The organism is Agrobacterium sp. LEGMi-208b, assembly GCF_059511785.1.
In genome coordinates this window covers 761,089-781,192 of sequence record NZ_CM183445.1, presented here as the reverse complement: position 1 = coordinate 781,192, position 20,104 = coordinate 761,089, and the positions used below count along the sequence as shown (strand labels likewise).

The window sequence follows — 20,104 nt, the reverse complement described above, 5'->3', positions numbered from 1 at the left end:
TCACAACTCAAAAAGCGCCTTCCCACTCCGCCATAGCCGCAATGACGGCCGGCAGGTCCTGCATGCGCGAAATCACCGTTTCAGCCCCGGCATCCGTCAGCCGGTCGGCGTGGCTCGGATAGGTGTGGGATGCGCCGGTAAAGCCGATCACCCGCATGCCGGCGGCCCTTGCGCCATGGATGCCGTGCACGGAATCCTCGACCACCACCACGCGGTCCGGGGAAACGCCGAATTGCGCCGCGCCATGCAGGAAGATATCGGGCTTCGGCTTCACGCGGTCGGCGCCGAGATCCTTGGCGGAATAGATATGCGGTGCGAAATAGGGCTTCAGGCCCACCTTCGTCAGCATCATGTCGAGACGGTGGCTGGAGGAGTTGGAGCAGATGCAGCGCGGCGTCGTGAGGCGCGAGAGCGCGAATTTCACACCCTCGATGATCTTCACATCCCGTTCCAGCCGCATGTCGAGCAGTTTTTCGGATTTGTCGAGCAGGGAGGCGGAAAGCGGAATGCTCGCTTCGCTCTCCACCTGCAGCAGAATGTTCTTCCAGGTCATGCCGGCGAAACGCTCGCCCATTTCCTCGACGGAGATCGGATAACCGGCCTCGGTCAAAAGGCGGGACTCCACCTGCGCCGCGATGATTTCGGAATCGACCAGAACGCCGTCACAGTCGAAAATAATGAGGTCGAAGCCGCTCATGGGCGCTCCCTGTATCGGATTTGTTTGGAAGAAATGATGCCGGCTTTTAGACCATGTCCGCGCCAAGCTCAACCGGCTGGCCCGCAAGGGTCAGTCCCATCAGGCTCATAGCTTGGCCATGGGCGAGGAATGGACAGGCCGCTGCCGGGCTTCGAATATTCGGCTTTGCTGATCTCGCATGTGCAAAAACCGCTACACACAGTCGCGCCATATGCGTTATGGGATGTTATGCCCAAGACAGTGAAAAACACGCCTGAAGACACCATTGCCGCACGCATCAGCCGCACGCTGGCCGACCGCATCGTTCGCGGCGAGCTGTCGCCGGGCGAACGTCTGAGGCAGGATCATATCGCCGCCGAATTCGGTGCCTCGCATGTGCCGGTGCGCGAGGCGTTTCGCCGGCTGGAAGCGCAGGGTCTGGCCGCCAGCATTCCGCGCCGCGGCGTGCGGGTCGCCGATTTCGGTCTCGACGATGTGCGTGAAGTGGCGGAAATGCGCGCCGCCCTTGAGGTTCTGGCGCTGCGCCACGCCATTCCCAACATGACTTCAGCCATTCTCGATCAGGCGGAGGCCGCCACACTGGAGGGCGACAGCGCCGTCGACGTGCAGCATTGGGAGGAGGCCAATCGCCGCTTCCATCGCCTCATCACCGCGCCCTGCAATATGCCGCGTCTGATGGAAGCAATCGACGGTCTGCATGCGGCGAGCGCCCGTTTCCTGTTTTCCGCCTGGCGGGCCGGTTGGGAGCGCCGTACCGATACCGACCACCGCGCCATCATCGACGCGCTGCGTGGCGGCCGCGCCGAGGAGGCGGTGCGCATTCTCGACGGACATGTGCAATGGATCGGCCGCAAGGCGATCCGCACCTCGTCCGGTTCGGTGCGCGACGCTTTCGCCATCGTCGGATAGGGTTGGCCCGTGACCGTCCGCCTGCGGCCCCACCACCTTCTGTGCATGCTGACCTATATCGGCAAGGGCTACACGTCCGGTTTCGTGGAAAATTACGACCGTGTCGCCGCCCGGCTGAATGCGGGTGAAGATATCGAACTGGTGGAAGGGGCGGACGACATCTGCGAGGGCCTGCTCTGCGAAAGCCACGCCCACTGTTTTAACGAGGGTGTCGTGCAACGGGACGAGATGGCACGCCTTTCGGTTTCGGCGCTTCTGGATGAAACATTGATCGCGGGCAAAAAGCTGCAGGCGACGCCGGATTTTCTTGCAAAGATGCGCGCGGCTTTCGCCGCCGGAGACATCAGGCAGGCCTGTCGCGGCTGCCAGTGGATCAGGCTTTGCGACCGCATTGCGGCTTCGGGATTTGCCGGCGTGAAAATCGGCGCGCCGTTACGGGTCGTGCCGAAGGATGCGACGCGTCTTTCCAGACATCCGATGCTCAGGCCCAAATATGGGCCGTCTGGCCGGAAATTGTGATGTTCTAAATTCCGACGCCCTCATCCCTGTGCTTGTCACAGGGATCCAGCCGACGCGCATCTGCGCGACGGGGAAAGTCCTTTCAGCCCAAGGACTTGGGCTGGCCGGATTCCTGTGACAAGCACAGGAATGAGGGGGCAGGGACCAGGGACCAGGCCACTAGCCTTGGCAATTACTCCGCCACGGTCGTTTCAGTCCGCTCCGCCGCCTTCACCGTCGCCGTGATCTCCTTCGGGTCGCGGCCGGACTTCTTGTCGTAGCTTACCTTCACCGAATAGTCGCCGGGATGCAGGGTTTCCTGATGTTTCGTGCCGTAGCGGCCGGAAATCTCCTTCTGTGTTCCCTGAAGGTCTTTGGTCGTCTCAACGATATCGATCCGTTCCGCGCCGGGGGCGGTGATGGCGAGAACGCCCGCATCCAGATTGACGGTGATTTCCGTGCGTTTTCCGGGCGTCACGGTGAAGGGCTGTTCCACCGTCACCTTGCCGAGACGGGCGCGCATGACGAAGTCCCCGGCCGGCATTTCCATCATCTTGCCGGTGCCGTAAATGCCGTTGATGGTCTGGCGCGTGCCATCGAGTGTTTCCTTGGCCGACATCGCCTCGAAGCGGATATCGTCTGTTTCCACCGCCCTGCCGCCTTCCGCATAAACGGCCTTGGCGATCACCACACCGCTCGGAATGACCAGCTCATGGCTGATCTTGTCTCCGGCCTTGATGGCAAGTGTCTCCTGCGCCCGCGCCGGGCCTATGCTGCCGGTAAGGACAATCTCGCCCGCCGGCACGAAGACCGTGTTCTGCCCATAGACGCTGTCCTTGAAATCGCCCTTGGTGATTTCGGTTTTCGCCTGTGTTTCCACATCGCCGCCGGCGCTGCGTTTCGGCACGACAGTCAATTCCGCCGCGTCGAAATTCACCTTCGGCCGCGCGATGCTTCCATCCTTCACCTCGAAGGGCACGTCGCGGCTCACATTGCCGAGCGCCGCCACGCCGACATAGCGGCCTGCCGGCAGCTTCGCCTCGAAGGTCGCATCATAGGAGCCGCCGGCATTCACGTCGGTACGCGCGCCTGTCCGGTCGGCCTTGTAGAAATCCCACCGAAGCCTGTCGCTATTGCCAAGCGAGGGACCGCCATCGAAGAGCACGGCGTCGGTGACGACGTTATATTGCGGGGTCGCTTCCTGCGCCTGCGACAGCGCCGGAAGCGCCGTTGCGAAAAGAGCGGCGCAAACGACATTCACGGAAAAAGAAGCCATTTTCATCACGGACCCCATTGCGGATTACCCCCTGCCAGAACCGGTCCTCCCGCAGCCCGCAATGCGCGGAACAGGAGAACCCGTTGTGCACAACGTTTTTGCCGCACTTCGGGTTCCCCGCCTGCCGCCGTAAATCCGGCCGGCTCGCCGCAACAGCCATTTATTTCGCATTTTCCGTGACTTGTTCAGGCTTTGATAACCATCTTCGGTAACCATAAGCGTCAGTTAAAGAGTAAGCGTATGGAGCGAGTACCAATGGCAGCAGTTTTTCCGCTGGCCGATTTTCGGCGTGCCGGTTTTGATCGTGCGGGCGAGAGCGACGCCTGGAAAGACAGCATCATCAAAGGTGATTGTGTCGCTGCCTTGGATGCCCTCCCGAGCCAGTCGGTCGATGCGATTTTCGCCGATCCGCCCTATAATCTCCAGCTTGGCGGCACGCTGCACCGGCCCGATCAATCGCTGGTCGATGCCGTCGATGACGAATGGGATCAATTCGCCTCCTTCGAGGCTTATGACGCCTTCACCCGCGCCTGGCTGCTCGCCTGCCGCCGTGTCCTGAAGCCGAACGGCACCATCTGGGTCATCGGTTCCTACCACAATATCTTCCGCGTCGGCGCCATGCTCCAGAACCTCGATTTCTGGATCCTGAACGACATCGTCTGGCGCAAGACCAACCCCATGCCCAATTTCAAGGGCCGCCGTTTCCAGAACGCCCATGAGACCATGATCTGGGCGAGCCGCGATCCGAAAGCCAAGAGCTATACCTTCAACTACGACGCGCTGAAGGCCTCCAATGACGACGTGCAGATGCGTTCCGACTGGCTGTTTCCGATCTGCAGCGGTAACGAGCGGCTGAAGGGCGACGACGGCAAGAAGGTGCATCCCACCCAGAAGCCTGAAGCCCTGCTGGCGCGCATCATCATGGCATCGACCAAGCCGGGCGATATCGTGCTCGACCCGTTCTTCGGCTCCGGCACCACGGGTGCGGTTGCAAAACGCCTTGGCCGCTACTTCGTCGGCATCGAGCGCGAACAGGATTATATCGACGCGGCATCCGCCCGCATCGCCGCCGTCGAACCGCTCGGCAAGGCGGAACTGACCGTGATGACCGGCAAGAAGGCCGAGCCGCGCGTTGCCTTCAACACGCTGGTGGAAAGCGGCCTCGTCCGCCCCGGCCAGGTGCTGACGGATGTGAGGCGCCGTTATAGTGCCATTATTCGTGCCGATGGTACGCTTGCATCCGGTGGGACCGCCGGCTCCATTCACCGCCTCGGCGCGAAGGTGCAGGGTCTCGACGCATGCAACGGATGGATGTTCTGGCATTTCGAGGATGGCGACGCGCTGAAGCCGATCGATGATCTGAGAACAATCATCCGCAGTGAAATGGCAAAGGCCGAATAGTCGAAAGCCCGAAAGGCTGAAGACGGACGATCCACCGCCCGCCCTTGCCAGAATACGTCTCTGTCCGGTTTAGTACCTTCAGTCCCGGATGGAGAACGACCAACGCCCGGCACTTCGGTGTCGGGCGTTGGTATTTTCGAGTATCCTATTTTAGCCAGACAAGTTTCGCGCAAGAGATGGGCAATACTGTCTCAATCAAAGCAGTGGTTGTGAAATCCGCTCAGGACAAGTCACAAAAACATTGCGTCCGATGCCGCTTGCGGCAGGACTGGCGCAGGCCGGAGACCGCCATTTCCGCCTGCGCCAATTTCTTTTCCGGTTGCCCGCGCGGCCAGAACTGGTTTTCAATCCTTAACGATAGATGTCCTGCGAGTTACGGAAGATTAACGTGACGCTATACAAGGCCGGGAGTACATATTTCCCTAGGCTGAGTGTCGCCGGCGACCGAAAAAGATCGCGACGCGACGATGCGAGACAGCCGGATTCGCGGGCCGTTGCCTGCGATGAATAAGGAGGCGTGCCATGCGCTCGCTTTTCAAGACAGTCACAATAGCATCCTTCATTCTGGCGGCCGCCACCGGCGGTGCTTTCGCGGCCGGACATTCCCATGGCGAGCATTCCGGCTCCGGCGGAATGCATAGCGAACGATCCCATGATTTCGACCGGGGCGGCAGGCATTTCTTCCGCCATAACGATGACGACCTGTTCATGAACGACACATACATGGGCTATGCCAGCCCCGTCGTTTACGGGCAGAGACCACATCTGGTGCGTGTTCTCCATGAGCTGCGTGTCGCCGATCACAGGATCGATTTCGAACGCCAGCAGGGTAAGCTGAGCGCCAGCGCGTTCAACAGGCTTGAAAATGAATCGTCCGCAATCCGTAACCAGGCGTTGAAAACCGCCGACATGCATCGAGGCTATATTCCCATGAAGGTGTTTGCCACCCTTCAGGGAGAAGTGCGCCAGCTTGACCGGAACATCGTCCGCATGAGCTGACCGGGGCTTTCCGTCCTCACGTGGACGAGGATCGGTCATGCCGCCACAAGGTCGTGCCGGAGAGCGGTGACAGGACAACTGCCCGCCCTCCGGTCTTCAGGACAAGCATTTCCAGCAAAACCGAGGAGCGGTTTACGCCTGGATAATACGAGAAAACAAAGCGTTGGATCGTTTTGGCGATTCAGGGAAAAGCCGGAGCGGTCCAATCCCCCACGGGGTTGCGCGGATTTCGAAAGAAACGATTGGAAATTCAATAGCCATGCGCCGGGCCGGATGCATGGGGCGCGGCTGAGCCCGTTCTCCTGACGGCCGAGGCCGCAAGCATGTCCTCGAAAGGAGAAAGACCATGAGCAATATTCTTCGCAGATATCGCATCGCAGCTTTGCTTGGCGCAGCCTTCGTCGCCGCACCGCTCGCAATGCCCGTCTTTCTGCACAACACGCCCGCTTTCGCCCAGGCCGGATTATCGGCCGTTCCCGGTCCCGTAACCTCGGGCGGCTCCTTTGCCGGGATCGTCGCGGCCGACAAACCGGCAGTGGTGACCGTCACCACCGAAATGAAAACGCAGGAGCAGGCGAGCGATGACACCACGCCGTTCGACCAGCAGTTTCGCCAGTTCTTCGGTGAGCAGGGCATTCCCCTGCCGCAACAGCAGCCGCAGCAACGCCAATCCCAGACCGCGGAAGCGCTGGGTTCCGGCTTCATCATCTCGCCGGACGGCTATATCGTCACCAATAATCACGTCATCGACAACGCCACCGCCATCAAGGTGACGCTGGATGACGGCACCGAGCTTCCCGCCACGCTTGTCGGCGCTGATCCGAAATCAGACCTTGCCGTCCTCAAGATTACCTCTCCCAAGCCGCTTGCGGTGATTTCCTGGGGAGATTCCGACAAGCTGAAGGCCGGCGATCAGATATTGGCGATCGGCAATCCGTTCGGTATCGGAACCACGGTCACGGCCGGCATCGTCTCGGCCCGCGGCCGCGATCTGCACAGCGGACCCTATGACGATTTCATCCAGATCGACGCGCCGATCAATCACGGCAATTCCGGCGGTCCGCTGGTCGATGTCGAAGGCAAGGTCGTTGGCATCAACACGGCGATCTATTCGCCGAATGGCGGCAGCGTCGGTGTCGGTTTTGCCATTCCCTCCGATCAGGCCCAGAACGTCGTTGTCCGTCTCATGAAGGATGGGTCGATCCGGCACGGCTTCATCGGTGTCCAGATACAGCCGGTAACGCCTGACGTTGCCAATGCCATCGGCCTTGCCACGGCGGAAGGCGCGCTGGTCGCCAAGGTGGAAGCCGGCACTCCGGCGGGCCGCGCCGGCATCAGGACCGGCGACGTGATCACCGCGCTCGGCGGACAGGCGATCAAGTCCCCGCGCGACCTGTCGCGCATGGTCGCCGATCTGTCGCCGGGCCAGAAGGAACATGTCACGGTCTGGCGCCAGGGCGAGACGAAGGACGTGCTTCTCACCGTGGGTGGCAATGACGGCCAGAACGCGCAGACATCGTCTGACAACGGCCAGCAGAAGGGCGACGCCTCATCGCAATCCCTGCCGATGATCGGTGTCGGACTGGCGGATATCACCCCGGCGATCCGTGAAGCCCTCAATCTCCCGCAGGATGAGAAGGGCGCGATCGTCGAAAGTGTGACGCCCTCGAAGCCCGCTGCCGAGGCCGGTTTGCAGGCGGGGGATGTGATCGTTTCGGTCAATCAGACCGCGGTAAAATCGGCAGCCAATGCCAAGGCGGCCATCGCCCAGGCCGGCAAGGCCGGTCGTAAATCCGTTCTGCTGCTCGTCCAGCGCGGCGATTCGCAAACCTACGTCGCCGTGCCCTTCGCACAGGGCTGAACGCGGGTTCTCCTGTAAAACCTCAGGGAACGGGCGGCTCCATCGGGGCCGCCCGTTCCGTCATTTTTCAGACATTCACCCCATGGTCCCGCAAATCCTGCCGCAGCTTGTCCGCGCCGGTAAAATGCACCGCCTGCCAGCCGGCAGCCTTCGCGCCCTCCACATTGATGAGCGTATCATCGATGAAGAGGGTAGCGGCGGGGTTGAGGCCGAAGTCCCGGGCGTGAAGCTCGTAAATGGCCACATCGGGCTTGATCAGCTTGATGTCGCCGGAGACTGTCACGCCGCGCGGCAGGGTGAGGAAGGGGAACATCTTCTGCGCCTCGCGAAAAGTGTCGGAGGCGAAGTTCGTCAGCATCGTCACATCGTGGCCGCTGTCGATCAGGCCGGTCATGATCGCGACGCTGTCCTCATAGGAATGCGAGACCATCTCGTGCCAGAATTTGCGGAAGGAGCGGATATGGTCTTCCCGCTCGGGGAATTTCTCCACCAGCAAGGCCTCGGCATCTTCCCAGCGGCGGCCGCGATCCTGCTCGAGATTCCAGTCGTGGGTGCAGACATTCTCGAAGAACCACTTGCGCTCGTCGGCATCGGGAATGAGACGGCTATAGGGAATATGCGGATCGTAATGGATCAGCACCTTGCCGATGTCGAATACAATATGGTCAATCTTGGTCATCGAATTTTCCTGCTTTTATCGAATGCGGATGGAATAGCCGCTGCAATGACTTTTTTCATCACCGTTGGCAGCGCCTGCGCGTCAAGATTTGTAACCGGCTCCCACCATCCGTCATCCGGTCCGGTTTGAAGGCCATCCGGAACCTGCGCGCGATAGACGGTGAGCCGCAGTTCGAAATGGGTGAAGACATGCACGATCACGCCCGCCATCTGCCAGCCGGCGGCAAAGGGCGCGTGGCCCGCCTCCGTGCCGCCGTCCAAACGGGCGGTCCATGCGGTTGTCGGCACCTCGGTCATGCCGCCAAGCAACCCGCTGTCGATGCGCCGCCGCAGCAGAATCTCGCCCTCGGTATTCACCGCCACGAAGGCGGCGCCAAGCCGCACGGGCTTTGCCTTTTTCGCCGCCTTGACCGGAAAACGTTCGGGTTCGTCATGGGCAAGCGCAAGACAGGCGCCATTGAAAGGACAGAGTGCGCAGGCCGGCCGTTTGGGCGTGCAGATCGTTGCACCGAGATCCATCATCGCCTGCGCAAAATCGCCGGGTCGGTCTGCGGGCGTCAGTTCTGCCACCTTCGCTTTCATGGCGGGCTTTGAGCCGGGCAGGGGGGCGTCGATGGAAAAGAGGCGCGAAATCACGCGCTCCACATTGCCGTCCATCACCGCCGCCTGTCGGTTAAACGCGATGGCCGCCACGGCAGCGGCCGTATAATCGCCGATGCCGGGCAGTTCCTTCAGGCCTGCTTCGCTGTCCGGAAATATACCGCCATGCGCGCGCGCCACGGCTTCCGCGCATTTCTTCAGGTTGCGGGCGCGTGCATAATAACCAAGCCCCGCCCATGCCGCCATGACATCCTCGACCGGCGCCGCCGCCAGATCGCTGACGCTTGGCCATGCGGCGAGAAACTTCAGGAAATAGGGTTTGACCGCCTGCACCGTCGTCTGCTGCAGCATCACCTCGGACAGCCAGACGTGATAGGGATCGGCGCGTTTTCCCCGCGCCGCCATGGCGGGAGACGTGCGCCAGGGCAGTTCGCGATGGTGCCGGTCGTACCATGCGAGAAGCTGCTGCGCCGTCGGATGTGATATGGGTTGCCGCGTATGTGTGTTCATCGCCGCTGAACATAGACACGGCACGGCAATCTGCAACAGCAGCCTGTCGTGGCGGCGTGGAAAACCGTGTCCGGTGACGAATGCCATGACATCGAAACCCATGATCCGATTTATTTTGAAGGAAGAGCCCATGCTGAATGCGCTGCTGGATAATATACCCCAACCGCTGCTTTACGTTATCGGGGTTCTGTTGGCCCTGTGCCTGATTGGAGGCCTGTTGAACCATATTGGCCGGCTGTATTTCGGACGGCAAAACAGCGTGGCGTTTGTGGTTTCCCGCCTCATCGGCGAAGTCCGTGAACTGGAGAGGATGAGAGGCAGGCCATCGCGCCGCTTTCGAATTGTCGAAACCGGCTTCTGGGCGATTTTCTGCCATGGCCTGTGGATATATCTCTGCGTCGTGCTGACCCTCATGTTGGCGATCGCCCTTATCTCGGATAAGCCGGGAATATCGCATCTGAAGTTTTTGGCCGTGGGCTATTTCCTCTTTGGATGTTTGGCGGTGAGAATGATACGCTTGGGCGCCTGCCGCGACTGGCGACGGTTCCGCACATTGTTGCGCGGAGAAGAAGATGACGATGGCGCGACCGCTTGAGGTCGTTTGGCCTCTGTCGAGGAGAGCATGAAGAAACCTGCCGATTCATTCCGCAAAGGCGTCGTGCAGATCGCCGAAGTCGCCAATGGCATCATGGACCCCGTGCTGTCGAAGCGGGCGGGCATCAACACCGCATTGCTCGGCTCCTGGGACGAGATCGCCGGCGATGATTTCGCCGATTGCACGCGGCCGGAAAAAATCACCTGGCCGCGCCGCGACGAAGGCCCGGATCGCGGCGGTTATCAGCCCGGCGTGCTGACGATCGCCTGCGAAGGCGCGCGCGCTTTGTTTCTCACCCATGCCCAGGGCGAACTCATCGCCCGCATCAACGGCTTTTTCGGTTTTCCGGCCGTGCGCCAGATCAGGATCGTGCAGAAGCCGGTGTCGCAGACCGTCAACCGCCGGCGCAAACCCCAGCCCCTGCGCGGCGATGCGGCAAAACGTCTCGATGACATGATGGAAGGCATCGAGAGCGAGGCGTTGCGCAAGGCGGTGGAACGGCTTGGCACGGCGGTCTTGCAGAAGAAGCGCCGCTAGCCGAGCTGCATCGCTATTCGGTTCCGAAATAAATGGAAATTATACATCAACGAGATATATTGAGGCATAGTGGTATTAATTTTATATAGTTGAATATTATTAATGATAAAAAATATAAAATTAGTATCGTCGTATGTCGTGGTGATATCGGCTTGCTTGTTCACCATATTCCTTCTTGAGCCGGATCCGCATGGAAAAGACACGTTATTAGTCGATTTATTCGGCGTTACGGGTGTGAAGTGGTTCTTTCGCCTGGTCGCGCTCGCCTTTCTCGTGTTCGTCATCTGCACGATATTTTGCGGTAAGAAGGTTGATCGGATGCTTGACCGCTCAGTAGCACAGCGACACGCTCTCGATAGAGCCATTCGCTATGAGGATAAATCCCGCGAGTTGGATTAGGCGGTGCGGTTCAAGATTGTATCGTCCAGTATAGCCGCCATTTCCATGTCACGATTGTTTGACAAGGAAGTTTGAGAGCCCGCTTGTCGCGCTGCCGGTCCTGATGATATCGGGTTAGCGAATTGCGCATCAGGCAGTTTCAAACCAACACGGGTGTTTCCATGCCGATTTCCGAACTGAATATTACCAGACGCAGCCTTCTCGGCGGTGTTGCCCTTGCCGCCATTGCCACGGCCCTGCCGTTTGCCTTCACGCCCGGTATTGCCGAGGCGCAGGAATTGCCTGAATCCACCGGCGATGTGGACATGGCTGCGGTGATGAAGCCCGGCCCGCTGCCGGAAGCGGCGCTCGGCGATGCCAACGCACCCGTCAAGATCGTCGAATATATGTCGATGACCTGCCCGCACTGCGCCAACTTCCACAACAAGACCTTCGAAGAAATCAAGAAGAAGTACATCGATACCGGCAAGGTCTATTTCGTGCTGCGCGAATTCCCGTTCGATCCGCGCGCCGCTGCCGCCTTCATGCTGGCGCGCTGCGCACCGGAAGGACAGTATTTCCCCTTCGTTTCCATGCTGTTCAAGCAGCAGCAGAGCTGGGCTGTCGCCCAGGATGCGCGTGCCGCCCTGCTGCAAATGTCGAAAATGGCCGGTTTCTCACAGGAGTCTTTCGAGGCCTGCTTGACGAACCAGAAACTTCTGGATGATGTGAACGCAACCATGCAACGCGGTGCGACGGAATTCGGCGTCAACTCCACGCCGACTTTCATCATCAACGGCAAGAAATACGCAGGAGACATGTCGGTTGAAACCATGTCGGCTGTCATCGACAAGCTGCTCTGATCGCCGGACCCTGAAAGCAACGGGCGGCGGATATGTCCGCACGCCCGTTTTTTATTGCCCGTCTTCTTGCCGGGGCGTGACGGCATGAAGTTCAACAAGCTCCGCCTCATCGGTTTCAAGTCCTTCGTCGAGCCTTCCGAATTCATCATCGAGCCCGGTCTGACCGGCGTCGTTGGTCCGAATGGCTGCGGCAAGTCCAATCTGGTCGAAGCGCTGCGCTGGGTGATGGGGGAAAACTCCTACAAGAACATGCGCGCCTCCGGCATGGATGACGTCATCTTCTCCGGCTCCGGCAATCGCCCGGCCCGCAACACCGCCGAAGTCGGCCTTTATCTCGACAATTCCGACCGCACCGCGCCCGCCGCCTTCAACGATGCCGATGAAATTCAGGTGACGCGCCGCATCGAGCGTGAAAACGGCTCCGTCTACCGCATCAACGGCAAGGAAGCCCGCGCCAAGGATGTGCAGCTGCTGTTTGCCGATGCCTCCACCGGCGCCCGTTCGCCCTCCATGGTGGGGCAGGGGCGTATCGGCGAGCTCATCAACGCCAAGCCGCAGGCCCGCCGCCAGTTGCTGGAAGAGGCGGCCGGCATTTCCGGCCTGCATTCGCGCCGCCACGAGGCCGAGCTTCGCCTGCGCGCCGCCGAGACCAATCTGGAGCGGCTGGAGGATGTGACCGCCCAGCTCGAAAGCCAGATCGAAAGCCTGAAGCGCCAGGCGCGCCAGGCCAACCGCTTCAAGATGCTGTCCGCCGATATCCGCGCCCGCGAGGCCACCCTTCTGCACATCCGCTGGGTGGAGGCGAAGGAAGCGGAAGGCGAGGCGGAAAGCGCGCTCAATCAGGCCACCAACATCGTCGCCGAAAAGGCGCAAGGCCAGATGGAAGCGGCCAAGCAACAGGGCATTGCCAGCCTGAAACTGCCGGAACTGCGCGAGGACGAGGCCCGCGTTGCCGCCGCCCTGCAACGCCTGCAGATTGCCCGCACCCAGCTTGATGACGAGGCGAACCGCCTGCTGCGCCGCCGCGACGAGCTGGCGCGCCGTTTGTCGCAGCTTGGCGAGGATATCGTCCGCGAGGAACGGCTTGTATCCGACAATGCCCAGATACTCGCACGGCTCGATGAGGAAGAGGCCGAACTCCTCGAAATCCTGTCCGATTCCGGCCGCCATGCCGACGAAATGCGCGAAGCCTTCGAAGCTGCCGCCGTCAAACTGGCGGAAAGTGAAGCCATCTTCACAGCCATCACCGCCGAGCGCGCCGAAGCCGCTGCCGGCCGTCAGCAGCTGGAGCGGGCGATCCGTGATCTTTCCGATCGCAAGCTGAGGCTGGAGCGGCAGTCGCAGGAGGCATCCGCCGAGATCGAGGCCATCGACGAAAAACTCTCCGGTCTTCCAGACCCCGCAGAACGGCGTGAAGCGGTCGAGGCAGCCGAGATCGCCGTCGAGGACGCGTTGATCGTGGCGGAAGAGGCCGAGGCTGCCGTTGCCGAGGCACGTTCCGCCGAAGCACTGGCGCGCGGGCCGCTGGAAACCGCGAAGAACCGGCTGAACGCGCTGGATACGGAAGCGCGCACCATCACCAAGATTCTCGCCTCCAGCGCCGCCGCCAATGGCAGTTTCACGCCGGTGGCGGAAGAAATGACGGTGGAACGCGGTTATGAGGCCGCCCTTGGCGCGGCGCTCGGCGATGATCTCGAAAGCCCGCTCGATGCCGCAGCACCTGCCTATTGGGGCGGCAATGGTGACGGCGCTGGCGATCCCGCCCTGCCGCAAGGCGCGAAACCGCTTCTGGATTACGCGCAGGCGCCGGATGCGCTTAGACGTGCCCTTGCGCAGATCGGCGTCGTCGCCGATGTTTCGGAGGCTCGCCGCCTTCTGCCTTCACTCAAAGCCGGCCAGCGGCTGGTCACGCGCGACGGCGCCCTGTTCCGCTGGGACGGTCATATCGCCGGCGCCGATGCGCCGGGTGCTGCGGCGCTGCGCCTGTCGCAGAAGAACCGTCTTGCTGAAATCGAGACTGAACTGGATGAGGCCCGCTCCATTCTGGACGAGGCCGAAGACCAGCTTGCCGCGAAAACCGAAGACATCAGAAGCAGCGAATTGCGGCTTTCGGAAGTGCGCGACCGGAGCCGGCTCGCGACCCGTCAGCTTGCCGAGGCGCGAGAGGCTCTGACATCAGCCGAGCGCGCTTCGGGCGATCTGCTGCGCCGCCGGGATGTCGTTTCCGAAGCACTGAACCAGATCGGCGCGCAGATCGACGAGATCGCCGTTCAGGAGGAAAATGCCCGCATCGAAATGGAAGATGTGCCTGATCTATCCGTGCTTGATCTCAAGCTGCGTGAAAGCCAGCTGGAAGTCGCGACTGACCGCGGCCTTCTGGCGGAGGCCCGCGCCCGCCATGAGGGCGTGAGCCGCGAGGCGGAAAGCCGCCAGCGCCGAATTCAGGCGATAGGGCAGGAGCGCTCCACCTGGCAGTCACGGGCGGCAAGTGCGGCCGATCACATCGCCACGCTGCGCGAGCGTGAGGAAGTGGCGCGCGAGGAAATCGCTGAACTCGATATAGCGCCCGAGGAGTTCGACGAGAAACGCCGCAACCTCCTCAATGAATTGCAGAAGACCGAGGACGCCCGCCGCGCGGCCACCGACCGGCTGGCCGAGGCCGAAAACCTGCAGCGTGCCGCTGACCGGGTGGCGGCAACGGCGCTTTCCGAACTGGCCGAAGCCCGCGAAAAGCGCGGCCGCGCCGAAGAGCGGCTGGTTTCCGCCCGCGAGAAACGGCAGGAAACCGAACACCGCATCCGCGAAACGCTGAATACCGAGCCGCATATGGCGTTTCGCCTGACCGGCCTCGGCCCCGACCAGCCAAAGCCCGATATTCGCGATGTCGAGCGCGATCTCGACCGGCTGAAGATTGAGCGCGAGCGGCTTGGCGCGGTCAATCTGCGCGCCGAGGAAGAGCAGGCCGAGCTTTCCGCCAAGCTCGAAGCGCTGATCAAGGAACGCGACGACATCATCGATGCCGTGCGCAAGCTGCGCGCCGGTATCCAGAACCTCAACCGCGAAGGCCGCGAGAGGCTGATCGCCGCTTTCGACGTGGTCAATTCGCAGTTCCAGCGGTTGTTCACTCATCTTTTCGGTGGCGGTACGGCGGAATTGCAGCTGATCGAATCCGACGACCCGCTGGAAGCCGGCCTCGAAATCCTCGCCCGCCCGCCGGGCAAGAAGCCACAGACCATGACGCTGCTTTCGGGCGGCGAGCAGGCGCTGACGGCCATGGCGCTGATCTTCGCGGTCTTCCTCACCAATCCCGCGCCGATCTGCGTGCTGGACGAGGTGGACGCGCCGCTCGACGACCACAATGTCGAGCGTTATTGCAACCTGATGGATGAAATGGTGGCCTCCACCGAAACCCGCTTCGTCATCATCACCCACAATCCCATCACCATGGCGCGCATGAACCGCCTGTTCGGGGTCACCATGGCCGAACAGGGCGTGTCGCAACTCGTCTCCGTGGATTTGCAGACCGCCGAGCAGCTGCGCGAAGCCGTCTGAGGCTTCTTTTCCGCTTTGCCCCCCATTGTGAATTTATCTGGCCGTATCACCCATTCGGGTGAGCGACAATGCGCGGCATTTTGCTATCTTCTGCCCATGAGCTAGGGCTCTCTCCAGACCCCACCATCCGGTTTCCTGTACCGGATGGAATGCCTTGCGAGGCCGCTGCCGTGGCCTCGCAAGGCTTTCTTTTTAGGGGCCATGCGCCCCTTTTTCCCTTATTCCTGTTCCCCGGAACAAGCCCGAGGACGTCACAGGAATCCAGCTGGCGCGCGTCTGCGCGGCGAGAGGAGTCCTCCCAGCCCAAAGACTTGGGCTGGCTAGATTCCTGTGACGTCCTCGGGCTTGTTCCGGGGAACAGGAATAAGGGAATGCGGATGCTGTGCTTTGCGGAATTCGAACGATATGGCGCAGGCTTTCTCGGCATCTACTCGCCGCAAAATTAAAGCCTCAAACCTCACCCCGGCACAAGCCGCAGCCGGGTGCCCCAGGGGTCGATCGCCTCGACCACATCGTTCTCCATTTCCACCAGCACATAACCGGCGGCCCGCAGCCGCTCCTTCTGCGCCTCGATATCAGCGGGATTTCGAATGGTGAGTGAAAACCAGTCGAGACCGGTCTCCATGGCGTTGCGTTGCTTCGCGCCGCGGCTGTTCCATGTATTCACCGCCAGATGGTGATGATACCCGCCGGAGGAGAGGAAGGATGCATCCGAACGCGCGTCCTGCGTGGGTTGCAGGCCGACGGCCGTTTCGTAAAAGGCGCGCGCGCTGGCAATGTCGCCAACCCGCAGGTGAACATGCCCGATGCGCATCCCCGGTGGAGCGGCCTCATAATCGCTTCTTTTGGTGTCGGTCAGCGTCACCAGGTCATCGATATCGAGCGGTTCGGTGCCCATTTTCACCACGTTACCGCTCCAGACCCACGTGTCCTTCGGTCGGTCGCTGTAAACCTCGATGCCGTTGCCCTCGGGATCGTTGAGATAGATCGCCTCGCTGACATTGTGATCGGCAAAACCCGTTAGCGGCACCTGCTTCAGCGCCGCATGCACCAGCCAGCGGGCGAGATCCTTGCGGCTCGGCATCAGATAGGCGATGTGAAACAGCCCGGCGGAGGTGGGGCTTTCAAAATCCGCCGCCGGCTTGTGCACGAGATCGAGCAACGGCACGGCGCCGACGCCCAGCGTCACGCCTCTTGCCGTGCGCTCCACCTCGTTCAAACCCAGAACCGAACGGTAATACTCGATCATCGGATCAAGCTCGCGCACGCGCAGCGCGGCCTGGCCGATATGCATCGGCGTCGTCAGTGCGAAGGGAAGGGCGGAGGCGGCACCTGCGACGGGTACTGCCCCCTCGGCTCTGAGCGCCCCGGCAAGCGCGCTGGCGGCACAGGAAATTCCGGCAAATTTAAGCGTATGGCGGCGGGTAAATTGCATGAATAATCTCTTTGTCGGCGATTTGAATGGCTTAGGCAACACTCCGTTTCAGCGCACTACACGAATGCGTCAATCATGGCGTTATTCGGCCTTTGCGGCAATTCTTGCGCGCAATTTGCCGCAATTATGCTGCACTGCGATGTAAACTGCACGTTGCGGCGTTTCCAACATGCTGCCAATGCTGTAGATGATAGAAAAATGACAACGCTTCTGGGTGGAGAGCGTGGAATGAAAAAATGGGTTTATACCTTCGGCAATGGTGCTGCCGAAGGCAGGGCAGGTGACGTTGCGATATTGGGCGGCAAGGGCGCGAACCTTGCCGAAATGGCAAGTCTCGGCCTTCCCGTTCCCCCCGGCCTTACCATCATAACCGATGCCTGCGCGCTTTATCACAAGAACGGCCGCGATCTTCCCGAAGAGCTGAAGCTGCAGGTCATGGCCGGCCTGCACGGCATGGAAACCGTGACCGGCAAGACCTTTGGCGGCAGCCACTCGCCGCTGCTCATTTCCGTCCGCTCCGGCGCGCGCGCCTCCATGCCCGGCATGATGGATACCGTGCTGAACCTCGGCCTCAACGACCGAACCGTCGAGGCGCTGGGCCACGATGCGGGCGACGCCCGTTTTGCCTGGGACAGCTATCGCCGCTTCATCCAGATGTACGCCGATGTCGTCATGGGCCTCGACCACGAATTGTTCGAGGAAATTCTCGAGGACGAGAAAGGCCGTCTCGGCCACGAATACGATACCGACATGTCGGCGGTCGAATGGCAGCATGTCGTTTCGCTTTATAAGAAGCTGATCGAGGATGAGCTGGACGAAGCTTTTCCGCAGGACTGTCATGTCCAGCTCTGGGGCGCCATCGGCGCGGTCTTCGCCAGCTGGACCAACCACCGCGCTGTCACCTATCGCCACCTGCACAATATTCCGGGCGATTGGGGCACGGCCGTCAATGTGCAGGCCATGGTCTTTGGCAACCTTGGCTCTTCTTCGGCAACCGGCGTTGCCTTCACCCGCAATCCCTCCACCGGCGAGGCGGAACTGTACGGCGAATTCCTCGTCAATGCTCAAGGGGAAGACGTGGTTGCGGGCATCCGCACGCCGCAGTCGATCACCGAGGCCGCCCGGCTCGCATCGGGTTCCGACAAGCCGTCGATGGAAAAGTTGATGCCGGAGGCCTTTTCCGAATTTCTGGCGATCTGCAAGCGGCTGGAAAACCACTATCGCGACATGCAGGATCTGGAATTTACCATCGAGCGCGGCAAGCTCTGGATGCTGCAGACCCGCTCCGGCAAGCGCACCACCCGCGCCGCCATGAAGATCGCCGTCGATATGGTGGAAGAGGGGCTGATCTCGCGAGAGGAGGCCGTCTGCCGCATCGAGCCTTCGTCGCTCGACCAGCTGCTGCACCCGACCATCGATCCCGGCATTTCCCGTCCCATCATCGGCTCCGGCCTGCCGGCTTCACCGGGTGCGGCAACCGGCGAGATTGTTTTTACGGCGGAAGAGGCGGTGGCGGCGGAAGCCGAAGGCCGCCGCGTCATTCTGGTCCGCATCGAAACCAGCCCGGAAGACATTCACGGCATGCACGCTGCCGAAGGCATTCTGACCACGCGTGGCGGCATGACCAGCCACGCCGCCGTGGTGGCGCGCGGCATGGGCATTCCCTGCGTCACCGGCGCCGGCTCCATGCGCGTCGACATGCGCAACAGGGTGCTGATCGGCGTTGGTTGCATGCTGAAGCGCGGCGATGTCATTACCATCGATGGCTCTTCCGGCCGGGTGCTGAAGGGCGAAGTGCCGATGACGCAGCCGGAACTGTCAGGCGATTTCGGCAAGCTGATGGACTGGGCAGACAATCTACGCAGGATGACGGTGCGCACCAATGCCGATACGCCGGCCGACGCCCGCGCCGCCCGCGCCTTCGGTGCGGAAGGTATTGGGCTGTGCCGCACCGAACATATGTTCTTCGAGGGCGACCGTATCCATGTGATGCGCGAGATGATCCTTGCCGAAAGCGAAAAGGGCAGGCGGGCAGCGCTGGACGAGCTCCTGCCGATGCAGCGCTCGGATTTCACCGAACTGTTCCAGATCATGCATGGCCTGCCGGTAACGATCCGCCTGCTCGATCCGCCGCTGCACGAATTCCTGCCGAAGACAGACGGCGAGATTGTCGAGGTGGCGGCCGCCATGGGCATGCCGCAGACGGTGTTTCGCCAGCGGCTGGATGCGTTGCACGAGTTCAACCCCATGCTCGGCCATCGCGGCTGCCGTCTCGCCATTTCCTATCCGGAAATCGCCGAAATGCAGGCCCGCGCCATTTTCGAAGCCGCCGTTGCGGCGGCGCGCATCACCGGCGCGCCCGTCGTGCCTGAAATCATGGTGCCGCTGGTCGGGCTTCGCTCGGAACTGGATTATGTCACCGATGTCATCGACGGCGTCGCCGCCGCGGTGGCAGAGGAAACCGGCATGGAGATCGAATATCTGACCGGCACCATGATCGAGCTGCCGCGTGCGGCGCTGCGCGCCCATGTCATCGCGGAAGCGGCGGAGTTCTTCTCCTTCGGCACCAACGACCTGACACAGACCACCTTCGGCATTTCGCGTGACGATGCGGCGCGTTTCATCAATACCTATCAGCGCAAGGGCATCATCGAGCGCGACCCGTTCATCTCGCTCGATTTCGACGGTGTCGGAGAACTGATCCGCATCGCCGCCGAACGCGGGCGCCAGACACGGCCGGAACTCAAGCTCGGCATCTGCGGCGAACATGGCGGCGACCCGGCCTCGATCCACTTCTGCGAGGATGCCGATCTCGACTACGTGTCGTGCTCGCCGTTCCGCGTACCCATCGCCCGCCTCGCCGCGGCGCAGGCAACGCTTGCGGCGAAGAGGGATGAGGGCAGGGTGGCGAGCAATGTCGCCTTCATTCCCGTCAGGGGTTCTGTTGGACGATGATGCGCCGCTCCACCACCACGGGGCGGTAGAACATGTCGCGGTTCATCTGCGCCTGCCAGGCGCGGTTGTCGGCGCGGCGGTCCATTTCCAGATCGAGAAGGCAACCGGCCATCGGGTCGGTGCCGGGGCGGAAACCATAACCCCGGCATGTCGCCTCATCCCGCGCCCGGCGCTCTTCCGGCGTCAGCGTCTGGCAGGCGGTGAGCGCCGTGATGGCGGCAAGCGCACTGAAGACGATGGAAACACGCATTTTGTTTCTCCCTTAACATGACAGCCGTACGGCACTTTTATTGCCGCGATTGATACGCCTGTTTTCATACGGGGAAAAGCCGCGTTGGGGTGGAAAGTTGCGTTTGGTCC

At 61.4% G+C, this 20,104-nt stretch carries 16 protein-coding genes; 10 read left to right on the top strand and 6 right to left on the bottom strand.

Going from position 1 to position 20,104, the window contains the following annotated elements; translation table 11 throughout:
• Nucleotides 1-7: 7 nt before the first annotated feature.
• A complete protein-coding gene (locus AC5YUO_RS03915) occupies nt 8-697 on the bottom strand; it encodes an HAD family hydrolase (RefSeq protein WP_003520496.1) in 690 nt (229 codons plus the stop codon).
• 228 nt (nt 698-925) lie between these two features.
• Between AC5YUO_RS03915 and AC5YUO_RS03910 the strand changes: the two genes are divergently transcribed.
• The gene (locus AC5YUO_RS03910) at nt 926-1,606 is read left to right on the top strand and encodes a GntR family transcriptional regulator (protein ID WP_400819859.1); all 681 of its coding nucleotides are present in this window, start codon (nt 926-928) and stop codon (nt 1,604-1,606) included.
• Between the two features lie 45 nt (nt 1,607-1,651).
• Nucleotides 1,652-2,125 (top strand): DUF1284 domain-containing protein, encoded by a 474-nt coding sequence (locus AC5YUO_RS03905; protein ID WP_496154800.1) that lies wholly within the window; start codon nt 1,652-1,654, stop codon nt 2,123-2,125.
• Nucleotides 2,126-2,297: 172 nt separating this feature from the next.
• Here the strand turns inward: AC5YUO_RS03905 and AC5YUO_RS03900 are convergent, their stop codons facing one another.
• Nucleotides 2,298-3,398, bottom strand: a complete 1,101-nt coding sequence (locus AC5YUO_RS03900; protein WP_496154328.1) for a hypothetical protein — start codon at nt 3,396-3,398, stop codon at nt 2,298-2,300.
• A gap of 237 nt (nt 3,399-3,635) precedes the next feature.
• On the opposite strand from AC5YUO_RS03900, the gene AC5YUO_RS03895 reads away from it, so the two are divergent.
• The 3 genes from AC5YUO_RS03895 to AC5YUO_RS03885 all read left to right on the top strand — a co-directional run bounded on the left by AC5YUO_RS03895 (nt 3,636) and on the right by AC5YUO_RS03885 (nt 7,641).
• Nucleotides 3,636-4,781, top strand: coding sequence for a site-specific DNA-methyltransferase (locus tag AC5YUO_RS03895; RefSeq protein ID WP_496154327.1), 1,146 nt, complete (start codon nt 3,636-3,638; stop codon nt 4,779-4,781).
• Nucleotides 4,782-5,303: 522 nt separating this feature from the next.
• Nucleotides 5,304-5,780 (top strand): hypothetical protein, encoded by a 477-nt coding sequence (locus AC5YUO_RS03890; protein ID WP_496154326.1) that lies wholly within the window; start codon nt 5,304-5,306, stop codon nt 5,778-5,780.
• A 346-nt stretch (nt 5,781-6,126) separates the two neighbouring features.
• Nucleotides 6,127-7,641: a DegQ family serine endoprotease gene (locus AC5YUO_RS03885; protein ID WP_496154325.1), complete on the top strand. Its 1,515-nt coding sequence runs from the start codon at nt 6,127-6,129 to the stop codon at nt 7,639-7,641.
• Between the two features lie 67 nt (nt 7,642-7,708).
• Here the strand turns inward: AC5YUO_RS03885 and AC5YUO_RS03880 are convergent, their stop codons facing one another.
• Both AC5YUO_RS03880 and mutY read right to left on the bottom strand, forming a co-directional pair.
• The gene (locus AC5YUO_RS03880) at nt 7,709-8,320 is read right to left on the bottom strand and encodes an HAD family hydrolase (RefSeq protein WP_496154324.1); all 612 of its coding nucleotides are present in this window, start codon (nt 8,318-8,320) and stop codon (nt 7,709-7,711) included.
• Entirely contained in the window at nt 8,317-9,429 is a 1,113-nt protein-coding gene (gene mutY / locus AC5YUO_RS03875; protein WP_496154799.1) for an A/G-specific adenine glycosylase, read from the bottom strand. The genes AC5YUO_RS03880 and mutY overlap by 4 nt, the downstream gene beginning before the upstream one ends.
• A 130-nt stretch (nt 9,430-9,559) precedes the next feature.
• On the opposite strand from mutY, the gene AC5YUO_RS03870 reads away from it, so the two are divergent.
• The 4 genes from AC5YUO_RS03870 to AC5YUO_RS03855 all read left to right on the top strand — a co-directional run bounded on the left by AC5YUO_RS03870 (nt 9,560) and on the right by AC5YUO_RS03855 (nt 15,354).
• Nucleotides 9,560-10,024 carry a hypothetical protein gene (locus AC5YUO_RS03870; protein WP_496154323.1) on the top strand — a complete coding sequence of 155 codons (465 nt, stop codon included), beginning with the start codon at nt 9,560-9,562 and terminating at the stop codon, nt 10,022-10,024.
• A gap of 27 nt (nt 10,025-10,051) precedes the next feature.
• Entirely contained in the window at nt 10,052-10,561 is a 510-nt protein-coding gene (locus tag AC5YUO_RS03865; protein ID WP_496154322.1) for a DUF721 domain-containing protein, read from the top strand.
• 560 nt (nt 10,562-11,121) lie between these two features.
• Nucleotides 11,122-11,802 (top strand): DsbA family protein, encoded by a 681-nt coding sequence (locus AC5YUO_RS03860; protein WP_496154321.1) that lies wholly within the window; start codon nt 11,122-11,124, stop codon nt 11,800-11,802.
• An 84-nt stretch (nt 11,803-11,886) separates the two neighbouring features.
• A complete protein-coding gene (locus AC5YUO_RS03855; RefSeq protein WP_496154320.1) occupies nt 11,887-15,354 on the top strand; it encodes a chromosome segregation SMC family protein in 3,468 nt (1,155 codons plus the stop codon).
• Nucleotides 15,355-15,811: 457 nt separating this feature from the next.
• Here the strand turns inward: AC5YUO_RS03855 and AC5YUO_RS03850 are convergent, their stop codons facing one another.
• Nucleotides 15,812-16,789: a VOC family protein gene (locus AC5YUO_RS03850; RefSeq protein WP_496154319.1), complete on the bottom strand. Its 978-nt coding sequence runs from the start codon at nt 16,787-16,789 to the stop codon at nt 15,812-15,814.
• 228 nt (nt 16,790-17,017) lie between these two features.
• Here AC5YUO_RS03850 and ppdK point away from each other — a divergent pair, with 228 nt between their 5' ends.
• Complete coding sequence (gene ppdK, locus AC5YUO_RS03845; protein ID WP_496154318.1) at nt 17,018-19,744, top strand: pyruvate, phosphate dikinase; 2,727 nt, start codon at nt 17,018-17,020, stop codon at nt 19,742-19,744.
• On the opposite strand, the gene AC5YUO_RS03840 is transcribed toward ppdK, so the two are convergent.
• Entirely contained in the window at nt 19,722-19,994 is a 273-nt protein-coding gene (locus AC5YUO_RS03840) for a hypothetical protein (protein ID WP_400820177.1), read from the bottom strand. The genes ppdK and AC5YUO_RS03840 overlap by 23 nt on opposite strands.
• Nucleotides 19,995-20,104 lie beyond the last annotated feature (110 nt).

Coding starts and splice junctions, on each gene's coding strand:
- AC5YUO_RS03905 (WP_496154800.1), top strand. CDS start 1,652: ATGCTGACCTATATCGGCAAGGGCTACACGTCCGGTTTCGTGGAAAAT.
- AC5YUO_RS03850 (WP_496154319.1), bottom strand. CDS start 16,789: ATGCAATTTACCCGCCGCCATACGCTTAAATTTGCCGGAATTTCCTGT.
- AC5YUO_RS03900 (WP_496154328.1), bottom strand. CDS start 3,398: ATGGGGTCCGTGATGAAAATGGCTTCTTTTTCCGTGAATGTCGTTTGC.
- AC5YUO_RS03915 (WP_003520496.1), bottom strand. CDS start 697: ATGAGCGGCTTCGACCTCATTATTTTCGACTGTGACGGCGTTCTGGTC.
- ppdK (WP_496154318.1), top strand. CDS start 17,018: ATGAAAAAATGGGTTTATACCTTCGGCAATGGTGCTGCCGAAGGCAGG.
- mutY (WP_496154799.1), bottom strand. CDS start 9,429: ATGAACACACATACGCGGCAACCCATATCACATCCGACGGCGCAGCAG.
- AC5YUO_RS03840 (WP_400820177.1), bottom strand. CDS start 19,994: ATGCGTGTTTCCATCGTCTTCAGTGCGCTTGCCGCCATCACGGCGCTC.
- AC5YUO_RS03870 (WP_496154323.1), top strand. CDS start 9,560: ATGCTGAATGCGCTGCTGGATAATATACCCCAACCGCTGCTTTACGTT.
- AC5YUO_RS03895 (WP_496154327.1), top strand. CDS start 3,636: ATGGCAGCAGTTTTTCCGCTGGCCGATTTTCGGCGTGCCGGTTTTGAT.
- AC5YUO_RS03890 (WP_496154326.1), top strand. CDS start 5,304: ATGCGCTCGCTTTTCAAGACAGTCACAATAGCATCCTTCATTCTGGCG.
- AC5YUO_RS03855 (WP_496154320.1), top strand. CDS start 11,887: ATGAAGTTCAACAAGCTCCGCCTCATCGGTTTCAAGTCCTTCGTCGAG.
- AC5YUO_RS03910 (WP_400819859.1), top strand. CDS start 926: ATGCCCAAGACAGTGAAAAACACGCCTGAAGACACCATTGCCGCACGC.
- AC5YUO_RS03865 (WP_496154322.1), top strand. CDS start 10,052: ATGAAGAAACCTGCCGATTCATTCCGCAAAGGCGTCGTGCAGATCGCC.
- AC5YUO_RS03860 (WP_496154321.1), top strand. CDS start 11,122: ATGCCGATTTCCGAACTGAATATTACCAGACGCAGCCTTCTCGGCGGT.
- AC5YUO_RS03880 (WP_496154324.1), bottom strand. CDS start 8,320: ATGACCAAGATTGACCATATTGTATTCGACATCGGCAAGGTGCTGATC.
- AC5YUO_RS03885 (WP_496154325.1), top strand. CDS start 6,127: ATGAGCAATATTCTTCGCAGATATCGCATCGCAGCTTTGCTTGGCGCA.